Annotated in this window: 9 protein-coding genes and 1 riboswitch; of the genes, 3 read left to right on the top strand and 6 right to left on the bottom strand. The window is 71.3% G+C overall.

Annotated features, from left to right (window positions below; translation table 11 throughout):
* Positions 1–72 precede the first annotated feature (72 nt).
* Complete coding sequence (locus tag CCN44_RS28975) at positions 73–642, top strand: hypothetical protein (RefSeq protein WP_059250414.1); 570 nt, start codon at positions 73–75, stop codon at positions 640–642.
* 6 nt (positions 643–648) lie between these two features.
* Here CCN44_RS28975 and CCN44_RS28970 read toward each other — a convergent pair whose 3' ends face one another.
* The 5 genes from CCN44_RS28970 to thrC form a co-directional block, all read right to left on the bottom strand.
* Entirely contained in the window at positions 649–1,827 is a 1,179-nt protein-coding gene (locus tag CCN44_RS28970; RefSeq protein ID WP_086700804.1) for an NADH:flavin oxidoreductase, read from the bottom strand.
* Between the two features lie 219 nt (positions 1,828–2,046).
* The gene (gene groL / locus CCN44_RS28965; RefSeq protein WP_014673417.1) at positions 2,047–3,669 is read right to left on the bottom strand and encodes a chaperonin GroEL; all 1,623 of its coding nucleotides are present in this window, start codon (positions 3,667–3,669) and stop codon (positions 2,047–2,049) included.
* Positions 3,670–3,969: 300 nt separating this feature from the next.
* Positions 3,970–4,173 carry a cold-shock protein gene (locus CCN44_RS28960; protein ID WP_004986573.1) on the bottom strand — a complete coding sequence of 68 codons (204 nt, stop codon included), beginning with the start codon at positions 4,171–4,173 and terminating at the stop codon, positions 3,970–3,972.
* A 448-nt stretch (positions 4,174–4,621) separates the two neighbouring features.
* Positions 4,622–4,897 (bottom strand): MoaD/ThiS family protein, encoded by a 276-nt coding sequence (locus CCN44_RS28955; protein WP_059250410.1) that lies wholly within the window; start codon positions 4,895–4,897, stop codon positions 4,622–4,624.
* Positions 4,894–6,177 (bottom strand): threonine synthase, encoded by a 1,284-nt coding sequence (thrC, locus tag CCN44_RS28950; RefSeq protein ID WP_059250408.1) that lies wholly within the window; start codon positions 6,175–6,177, stop codon positions 4,894–4,896. Before thrC ends, CCN44_RS28955 begins: the two co-directional genes overlap by 4 nt.
* A 17-nt stretch (positions 6,178–6,194) precedes the next feature.
* Positions 6,195–6,349: riboswitch (SAM riboswitch) on the bottom strand.
* A gap of 157 nt (positions 6,350–6,506) precedes the next feature.
* Here thrC and CCN44_RS28945 point away from each other — a divergent pair.
* The gene (locus CCN44_RS28945) at positions 6,507–7,451 is read left to right on the top strand and encodes a glucosyl-3-phosphoglycerate synthase (RefSeq protein WP_059250404.1); all 945 of its coding nucleotides are present in this window, start codon (positions 6,507–6,509) and stop codon (positions 7,449–7,451) included.
* Between the two features lie 74 nt (positions 7,452–7,525).
* Complete coding sequence (locus CCN44_RS28940) at positions 7,526–8,959, top strand: alpha,alpha-trehalose-phosphate synthase (UDP-forming) (RefSeq protein ID WP_086700802.1); 1,434 nt, start codon at positions 7,526–7,528, stop codon at positions 8,957–8,959.
* Here CCN44_RS28940 and otsB read toward each other — a convergent pair.
* A complete protein-coding gene (gene otsB / locus CCN44_RS28935) occupies positions 8,932–9,780 on the bottom strand; it encodes a trehalose-phosphatase (RefSeq protein WP_059250400.1) in 849 nt (282 codons plus the stop codon). The two genes, CCN44_RS28940 and otsB, sit on opposite strands and share 28 nt — an antisense overlap.
* Positions 9,781–9,895: the final 115 nt, after the last annotated feature.

Genomic DNA, 9,895 nt, shown 5'->3' with positions numbered 1-9,895 from the left:
TCCATGGTGCCCTGGCCCGGCCCGCACCGGACCGGGCCAGGGCACCATGGAGGGGAGGAGGCACCCACCGACATGAACCACGCACAGCTCACCGCCCTCGGACGGGCTCTTCGGCTGCTCGGGGAGCACGGGGAGACGCTGACCGCCGACACGCCGGACGCCCGGCTGCACGAGATCAGGGACGATCTGCGCCGGGCCCTCGACCTGCTGGACGACACCGTCACCACCGGTGCGCCCGCCACCCGGTGCCCCGAGCACCCGCAGGGTCCCGTGGACGAGAGCGCGCCCGACCTGTGCCTGCTGTGCGAGACCCGGCGCCGGGCCGCCCGCCGGTCGGAGTTCCAGGGCAGGCCCCGCCCGGGCGAGCCGGCCCGCACCGCCCCGTCCCGGTACGGCGTGCGCGGTGACCGGCCGCAGCCGCAGCAGCGGTGGCTGCCCGAGCTGTGGAACGGGCAGGAGTGGCAGCTGTGCGGGACGCCCCGGCGGGACCGGCACGAGGCGGAGGCGTACCTCGCGGCCCAGCGGCGCGGCTCCCGGCCCGCCATGGCCTACCGGCTCGTGCACGAGTTCACCGACTACGAGGTACTGCGGGTGTGGGGGACGCCGGTACGGGTCGACATCGAGCCGCTGGGCAACCTGTAGCGCCGGTCAGCTCAGGGTGTTCACCGCCGCCGCGTCGTACGGCTTCAGCTCGTCGAAGCGGTCGGAGAGCACCTTGGCCGCCCACTCGGGGTCCTGGAGCAGCGCGCGGCCGACGGCCACCATGTCGAACTCGTCGGCCTCCAGGCGGTCCAGGAGGTTGTCGATGCCCTTCACCGGGGAGCCCTCGCCCTGGAACGCGTGGACGAAGTCGCCGTCGAGGCCGACCGAGCCGACGGTGATGGTCTGCTTGCCGGTGAGCTTCTTCGTCCAGCCGGCCAGGTTCAGGTCGGAGCCGTCGAACTCGGGCAGCCAGTAGCGGCGGGTGGAGGCGTGGAAGACGTCGACGCCGGCCGCCGCCAGCGGGGTGAGGATGGCCTCCAGCTCCTCGGGGGTCTCCGCGAGACGCGCGGTGTAGTCCTGCTGCTTCCACTGCGAGTAGCGGAAGAGGATCGGGAACTCGGGCGACACGGCCGCGCGGACCGCCGCGACGATCTCGGCGGAGAACCTGGCGCGGGCCACCGGGTCGCCGCCGTAGGCGTCCGTACGACGGTTGGTGCCCTCCCACAGGAACTGGTCGAGGAGGTAGCCGTGGGCGCCGTGGATCTCCACGCCGTCGAAGCCGATGCGCTCGGCGGCGGCAGCGGCCTCGGCGAACGCGGCGATGACGTCGTCCACGTCCCGCTGGGTCATCTCCTTGCCGGTGGGCTCGGCGCCGGCGGTCTCCAGGCCGGAGGGGCCCATGGCGGGGGCGTCCGGGCAGGGGGCGTCGCCCTGCTTGCGGACCATGCCGATGTGCCACAGCTGCGGGACGATCCGGCCGCCGGCCGCGTGCACGTCCTCGGCGACCTTCGCCCAGCCCGCCAGCTGCTCCTCGCCGTGGAAGCGCGGGACGCGGTCGCTCTGGCCGGCCGACTCGTGGCCGACGTAGGTGCCCTCGGTGACGATGAGGCCGACACCGGCGGCGGCGCGGCGGGCGTAGTACGAGCGCACGTCGTCACCCGGGACGCCGCCCGGGGAGAACATGCGGGTCATCGGGGCCATCACGATCCGGTTCGGCACGGTGAGGCCGTTCAGCGTGATCGGACGGGAGAGGACACGGGCCGCACGGGAGGCGGGGGTCGTGGTGGTCACGTGGGGGGCTCCTCGTGAGGGGGCAGGATTACCGGCTGGTATGTGCGTGCGCATTGTTGCAGCACCTTAAGTAATACCGGAAGCCCGTCTCGCATTCCCGGCCGGGCGGGGGCGCCCGTGTGATCCCGGACATACGACCCGCGTGTGCCGCACCGTCTCCTGCCGGTCCGTCCTGGACCGGACGCGCCGGAAACGCCCGAGGGCGGTACCCCCAGCCAGTGGCTGGGGGTACCGCCCTCGGTCCGTAGGACAGGCGATCAACCCTCAGGTCGATCAGAAGTCCATGTCACCGCCCGGCATGCCGCCGCCGGCCGGCGCGGCGGCCTTCTCCGGCTTGTCGGCGATGACGGCCTCGGTGGTGAGGAACAGCGCGGCGATGGAGGCGGCGTTCTGCAGCGCGGAACGGGTCACCTTCGCCGGGTCGATGATGCCCTCGGCGACCAGGTCGACGTACTCGCCGGTCGCGGCGTTCAGGCCGTGGCCCGGGGTGAGGTTGCGGACCTTCTCCACCACGACGCCGCCCTCCAGGCCGGCGTTGACGGCGATCTGCTTCAGCGGGGCCTCCAGGGCGATGCGCACGGCGTTGGCGCCGGTCGCCTCGTCACCCTCCAGCTCCAGCTTCTCGAAGACCTGGGAGGCCTGCAGCAGGGCCACGCCACCACCGGCGACGATGCCCTCCTCGACGGCCGCCTTCGCGTTGCGGACGGCGTCCTCGATGCGGTGCTTGCGCTCCTTCAGCTCCACCTCGGTGGCGGCACCGGCCTTGATGACGGCCACGCCGCCCGCGAGCTTCGCCAGGCGCTCCTGGAGCTTCTCGCGGTCGTAGTCGGAGTCGCTGTTCTCGATCTCGGCGCGGATCTGGTTCACGCGGCCGTTGACCTGCTCCGAGGAGCCGGCACCGTCGACGATGGTGGTCTCGTCCTTGGTGATGACGACCTTGCGGGCGCGGCCCAGGAGGTCCAGGGTCGCGTTCTCCAGCTTGAGGCCGACCTCCTCGGAGATGACCTCGCCGCCCGTGAGGATGGCGATGTCGCCGAGCATGGCCTTGCGGCGGTCGCCGAAGCCCGGGGCCTTGACGGCGACGGACTTGAAGGTGCCGCGGATCTTGTTGACGACCAGGGTCGACAGGGCCTCGCCCTCGACGTCCTCGGCGATGATCAGCAGCGGCTTGCCCGACTGCATGACCTTCTCCAGCAGCGGGAGCAGGTCCTTGACCGAGGAGATCTTGGAGTTGGCGATGAGGATGTACGGGTCCTCGAGCACCGCCTCCATGCGCTCCATGTCGGTCGCGAAGTAGGCGGAGATGTAGCCCTTGTCGAAGCGCATACCCTCGGTCAGCTCCAGCTCGAGCCCGAAGGTGTTGCTCTCCTCGACGGTGATGACGCCTTCCTTGCCGACCTTGTCCATGGCCTCGGCGATCAGCTCGCCGATCTGGGTGTCGGCGGCGGAGATGGACGCGGTGGAGGCGATCTGCTCCTTGGTCTCGACGTCCTTCGCCTGCTCCAGCAGGGCGGCGGAGACGGCCTCGACGGCCTTCTCGATGCCGCGCTTCAGAGCCATCGGGTTGGCACCGGCGGCGACGTTGCGCAGGCCTTCCTTGACCAGGGCCTGGGCGAGAACGGTCGCGGTGGTCGTACCGTCACCGGCGACGTCGTCCGTCTTCTTGGCGACTTCCTTGACCAGCTCGGCGCCGATCTTCTCGTACGGGTCCTCGAGCTCGATCTCCTTGGCGATGGAGACACCATCGTTGGTGATCGTGGGGGCGCCCCACTTCTTCTCGAGGACGACGTTGCGGCCCTTGGGGCCGAGCGTCACCTTCACGGCGTCCGCGAGCTGGTTCATGCCGCGCTCGAGGCCGCGCCGCGCCTCCTCGTCGAACGCGATGATCTTGGCCATGTGAAGTGGTCCCTCCAGGACTGGGGGTGATTCCTTCGGACCGCGCCCGCGCCCGCGACGGACGGCTCGCCGGCCTCGTGGTTCCTTGCCCCACCCGGCCCGCGGGCCTCACCGACCCGGTCCTTCACTGTCACTCTCACCTTCAGAGTGCTAACGCCAATGATTAGCACTCGGCATGGTCGAGTGCAAGCGCCTGCGCGGGGTACGGGGCCGTCGTCAGCCGCACGCGAACACCGGGACGCGGGGACGCCGAAGGGCCCGCACCCTCTGCGAGGTGCGGGCCCTTCGTATGAGAAACGTTCAGGCGGTGACGCGAACCATGTCGGCCTGCGGGCCCTTCTGGCCCTGCGAGATCTCGAACTCGACCCGCTGGCCCTCTTCCAGGGTGCGGTAGCCGTCCATCTGAATCGCGCTGTAGTGGACGAAGACGTCCGCACCACCGTCGACCGCGATGAAGCCGTACCCCTTCTCCGCGTTGAACCACTTGACGGTGCCCTGAGCCATGCCTAACTCCCCTATTACTGGCCCTTGCACAGATCCACACTTCGCGGACCCGGGTCAGACCTCACCCCCCATTGGTCGGGGGCGTGCGCCGGAACGCGTCGACCGCGGCTGAATGTATCTGTCCAACTGCCGTCTGCAACAGGTCAATCGGACGAGAATTCTGGACGCGCGCGGTCCGGAATCTGGGGAGAATTCGCCCGAATTCAGGGCAAGTCGGGCCCCATAAAAGCCGCAAAAGCCACAGAGAACCCACACACTTTGGCTACTTCTTGTCGGGGTGCGCGGCATGTTTTCAGGGCCCGTGACCCGAAGACCGGGGCCGTGTTCCCCAACTCTACCGCGCTCAATCCCACAGAATTGCCCCCTCCGCTTCTCTCACGGAGGGGGCAATCCGATGAACAGCCGGTAACCGACGTTACCGAAGGTAATGAGCGGACATTAGGACGGTTCAGCCGCCCGCGACCGCCGGGATGATGGAGACGCCGGCGCCGTCCGGGGTCACCGTGTCCAGGCCCTGCTCGAAACGGACGTCGTCGTCGTTGACGTACACGTTCACGAACCGGCGCAGCTTGCCCTGGTCGTCCAGGACCCGGGCGGCGATCCCGGTGTGGTTCTTCTCCAGGTCGGCGATGACCTCGCCGAGCGTCGCGCCCTCGGCGGGGACCTCGGCCTGCCCGCCGGTGTAGGTGCGCAGGATGGTGGGGATGCGAACGGTCACGCTCATGCGAGGCCAGCCTCTCGGAAGGAGTCCAGGGTCGGGCGGATGGTGGCGGTGAGGCCGGTCCCGGCCACCGCGTCCAGGGTCTTCAGGCCGTCACCGGTGTTCAGGACGACCGTGGTCTTCGCCGGGTCCAGCAGACCCCGCTCCAGCAGCTTGCGGGTGACGCCGACGGTCACGCCGCCCGCGGTCTCCGCGAAGATGCCCTCGGTGCGGGCCAGCAGCTTGATGGCGTCCACGACCTGCTCGTCGGTGACGTCCTCCACGGCACCGCCGGTGCGGCGCGCGATGTCCAGGACGTACGGCCCGTCGGCCGGGTTGCCGATGGCCAGGGACTTGGCGATGGTGTTCGGCTTCTGGGGCCGTACGACGTCGTGCCCGGCCTTGAAGGCGGTCGACACCGGGGAGCAGCCCTCGGCCTGCGCGCCGAAGATCTTGTACGGCCTGTCCTCGACCAGGCCCAGCTTGATCAGCTCCTGGAGCCCCTTGTCGATCTTCGTGAGCTGGGAACCGGAAGCGATCGGGACCACGATCTGGTCCGGGAGCCGCCAGCCGAGCTGCTCGCAGATCTCGTACGCCAGGGTCTTGGAGCCCTCCGCGTAGTACGGCCGCAGGTTGACGTTGACGAAGCCCCAGCCCTCGCCGGCCGGGTCGCCGATCAGCTCGGAGCAGAAGCGGTTCACGTCGTCGTAGTTGCCCTCGATGCCGACCAGCTCACCGCCGTAGACGGCGGCCATGACGACCTTGCCCTGCTCCAGGTCGTGCGGGATGAACACGCAGGAGCGGAAGCCGGCCCGGGCGGCGGCGGCGCCGACGGCACCGGCCAGGTTGCCGGTGGAGGAGCAGGAGAGCGTGGTGAAGCCGAAGGCGCGGGCGGCCTCCAGGGCCTGGGCGACGACCCGGTCCTTGAAGGAGTGCGTCGGGTTGCCGGAGTCGTCCTTCACGTACAGCCCGCCGGTCACGCCCAGCTCGCGCGCCAGGTTGTCGGCCTTGACGAGCTTGGTCCAGCCGGGGTTGAGGTTGGGCTTGCCGGCGACGTCCGCCGGGACCGGCAGCAGGGGCGCGTACCGCCAGATGTTCGCGGGGCCGGCCTCGATGCGGCGGCGCAGTTCCTCGGTGTCGTAGGCGGAGAAGTCGTAGGCGATCTCGAGCGGGCCGAAGCACTCCTCGCAGGCGAAGACCGGACCGAGCGGCACCCGGTGACCGCACTCGCGACAGCTCAGCGCCGCGGCGGGGCCGAGGTCGACGGTGGTTTCGCTGGAGGTGGCAACTGTCTGCACAGCCATGGAGGCGAGGCCCTTTCTCCTCATCTTCCTCACGACGCATCTCGCCGTGAGACGGATTTGGCACCTTCCCTAGCCGGGAGCCTCGCGAGCGATCAGCAGTGATCTACGAGAACCGACTGGAGGGTTGCCGGGGCTTCATCGGGCCGTGTCCCTCTGCCCCTCTGGATGAGCGGTATGCGGTTGTGAACGCGCGGTCGACCCCCGACATGCGATGGTCATCGGCGTTGTTCAAGACTGTAACCGAAGGCCAGGACAGTTGAGATAGTCGTCCGAACCGCGAGATGGATCACACGGCGACGTGTGGTCGTGACAGTGAGGAGCCGCCGACCGTGCTGGAAGAAGTCGAGCGCTGGCTGAGCACCCGCTCCTGGTCCGTGGCCGACCGCCCGCTGCACCAGGTGCTGGCCGCCAAGCAGCGCACGGGCCAGACGATCAGCGTCGTACTGCCCGCGCTCAACGAGGAGGAGACCGTCGGCGACATCGTCGCGGTGATCCGGCACGACCTCGTGGAGCAGGTGCCGCTCGTCGACGAGATCGTGGTCGTCGACTCCGGCTCCACCGACCGCACCTCGGAGGTCGCCGCGCGCGCGGGCGCCCGGGTCGTCCACCGCGACGACATCCTGCCCCGCATCCCCGCCGTCCCCGGTAAGGGTGAAGTGCTGTGGCGCTCGCTGCTGGTGACCGGCGGGGACATCGTCTGCTTCATCGACGCCGATCTGAGGGAGTTCTCCTCCGCGTTCGTCTCCGGGATCGTCGGCCCGCTGCTCACCGACCCGGACGTCGACCTGGTCAAGGGCATGTACGACCGCCCGCTCGGCGGGACCGCCGGGCAGGGCGGCCGGGTCACCGAGCTGATGGCGCGCCCGCTGCTGAACATGCACTGGCCGCAGCTGGCCGGATTCGTGCAGCCGCTCGGCGGCGAGTACGCGGCCCGCCGCTCGCTGCTGGAGCAGCTGCCGTTCCCCGTCGGCTACGGCGTGGAGCTGGGGATGCTGGTGGACGCGCTGCACCTGGTCGGCCTGGACGCGCTGGCCCAGGTCGACGTGGGCGTGCGCAAGCACCGGCACCAGGACGGGCAGGCGCTCGGCCGGATGGCGGCGGCGATCTACCGCACGGCCCAGCTGCGGCTCGCGCGCGGGCATCTCGTCCGGCCCTCCCTCACCCAGTTCGAGCGGGGCGAGGACGGGTTCGAGCCGCGCACCTACTCGGTGGACACCGAGGAGCGGCCGCCCATGGTGGAGATCGCGGAGTACGCCGAGCGCAAGGTGGCGTGAACGGGCCGTATACGGTCGCCTCGCCGGGCGGGGCGTACGTTTGAGCGTTTCCGGGCCGGGCTAGGTTGAGGCGTATGGCTTTCACGCGTGGTGATGCTGACAAGGCTCGGGTGCTGGTCGCGTCGAATCGCGGCCCGGTCTCCTATCAGGTGGGCGAGGACGGTGCGCTGCATGCCAGGCGAGGCGGCGGCGGGCTGGTCTCGGGGCTGTCCGCCATCGGCTCGGACGCCGGCTCGGTGTGGGTGTGCGCCGCGCTCGGCGACGGCGACCGGGCGGCGGTGCGGCGCGCGGACGGCGGCCTGCTGCCGGCCGAGGACACCGGCGGGCAGCGGGTGCGGATGCTCGACATCGACGCGAGCGTGCACGCCGAGGCGTACAACGGGATCGCCAACTCGGTGCTGTGGTTCGTCCACCACATGCTGTACCAGACCCCGCTGGAGCCGGTCTTCGACGCCGAGTTCCGGCGGCAGTGGGGGTCGTACGAGGCCTACAACCGGGCGTTCGCCGAGGCGCTGGCCGAGGAGGCGGCCGAGGGCGCGGCGGTGCTGATCCAGGACTACCACCTGGCCCTCGCCCCCCGGATGCTCCGCCGGCTCCGGCCCGACCTGCGCATCGGTCACTTCTCGCACACCCCCTGGGCGCCGCCGGACTACTTCCGCCTGCTGCCCGACGACATCGCGGCCGAGCTGCTCGGCGGCATCCTGGGCGCGGACCGGGCGGCGTTCCTCACCCAGCGGTGGGCGGACGCGTTCACCGCCTGCTGCCACGCGGTGCTCGGGCCGAGCATCCCGTCCGGCACCCGGATCGGGGTGCACGGGCTGGGCGCGGACGCGGACTTCCTGCGCGAGCGGGCGCACCGGCCGGACGTGGACGAGCGGATGGCGCTGCTGCGGGAGGAGATCGGACCGGGGCGCAAGGCGATCGTCCGGGTGGACCGCACGGAGCTGTCCAAGAACATCGTGCGCGGGCTGCTGGCGTACGAGCAGCTGCTGGCGGACCACCCGGAGTGGCGGGAGAAGGTCGTCCACGTGGCGTTCGCGTACCCGTCCCGGCAGGACCTCGCCGTGTACCGCGACTACACCGCCGAGGTGCGGCGGGTCGCGCAGGAGATCAACGAGCGGTACGGCGTGCCGGGCTGGACGCCCGTCGTGCTGCACGTGAAGGACGACTTCGCCCGCTCCCTGGCCGCGTACCGGCTGGCCGACGTGGCGCTGGTGAACCCGATCCGGGACGGCATGAACCTGGTCGCCAAGGAGGTGCCGGTCGTCTCCGACGCGGGCTGCGCGCTGGTGCTGTCCCGGGAGGCGGGGGCGTACGAGGAGCTGGGCGACGACGCGTTCGTGGTGAACCCGTACGACATCGCGGGCACCGCCCGGGCCCTGCACGAGGCGCTGACCCTGCCGGGCGGGGAGCGGGCGGAACGCTCCAAGCGCCTGGCCGCCGCGGCGACGGCGCTGCCGCCCGCCCAGTGGTTCCTGGATCAGCTCGGGGCGCTGGAAGCGAGCTGAGCGGCCAGCGCGCCGAGCAGGTCCACCACGCCCTCGGGGCCGTCGACCACCAGGTCGGCGCGTTCGGCCAGTTCGGCGACCTCTGTGCTGCCGCTGCAGATCAGGAGGCCGGGGGTGCCGCCGGTGCGGAGCTTCTCGATCGCGGCGAAGGCGGGGAGGTCGCCGAGGTCGTCGCCGGCGTAGACGACGCATCCGGCGCCGATGGCGCGGGCGTGGTCCAGGAGGGCCACGCCCTTGTCCATGCCCGGCGGCCGGAGCTCCAGGACCATGCGGCCGGGTTCGACGATCAGGCCGTGCCGGGTGGCGAGGTCGGCGAGGGGGGCGCGCAGGGACTCGAACGCGGCCTGCGGGTCGGCGGCGCGCCGGGTGTGCACCGCGAGCGCCCGGCCCTTCTCCTCGATCCAGGTGCCCTCGCCGGCGCCGGCCCGCTCCAGCAGGGCGGGCAGCTCGGCGCGGACGGCGGCCACGCCGGGGTGCGGGGGCGGTGCGGTGACCTCGCCGGTGGCCGCGTCCCAGCGTTCGGCGCCGTAGTGGCCGAGGACGGTGAGGTGCTCCAGGCCGGGGACACCGGCGAAGCCGCCGTAGCGGACCGCGACCTCGGGCGGGCGCCCGGTGATCACGGCGACGGAGGCCACCTCGGGGGCGAGCGCGGCCAGCGCGGGTACGGCTCCGGGGTGGGCGCGGGCCTGCTCGGGGTCGGCGACGATCGGCGCGAGCGTGCCGTCGAAGTCGAGGCCGATCAGTGCGGTGCGGGGCTGCGCGAGCAGGGCGGCGAGCCCGTGCTGGCCGGCGTGCGTGCTCGGGATCGGCAGAGCGTCCATACCGCGACCCTATCCAGCTCCGGCCGACCTCACGCCTGGGGCTCCGCCCCGGACCCCCAGCCCGGCCGCACACCCGCCGGGGGCTCCGCCCAGACCCCGCCAGGGGCTCCGCCCC

Source organism: Streptomyces tricolor (assembly GCF_002155905.1).
Taxonomy (GTDB): Bacteria; Actinomycetota; Actinomycetes; order Streptomycetales; family Streptomycetaceae; genus Streptomyces; species Streptomyces tricolor.
The sequence above is the reverse complement of the archived record's forward strand: the minus strand, read 5'-3'. Positions and strand labels throughout refer to the sequence as shown.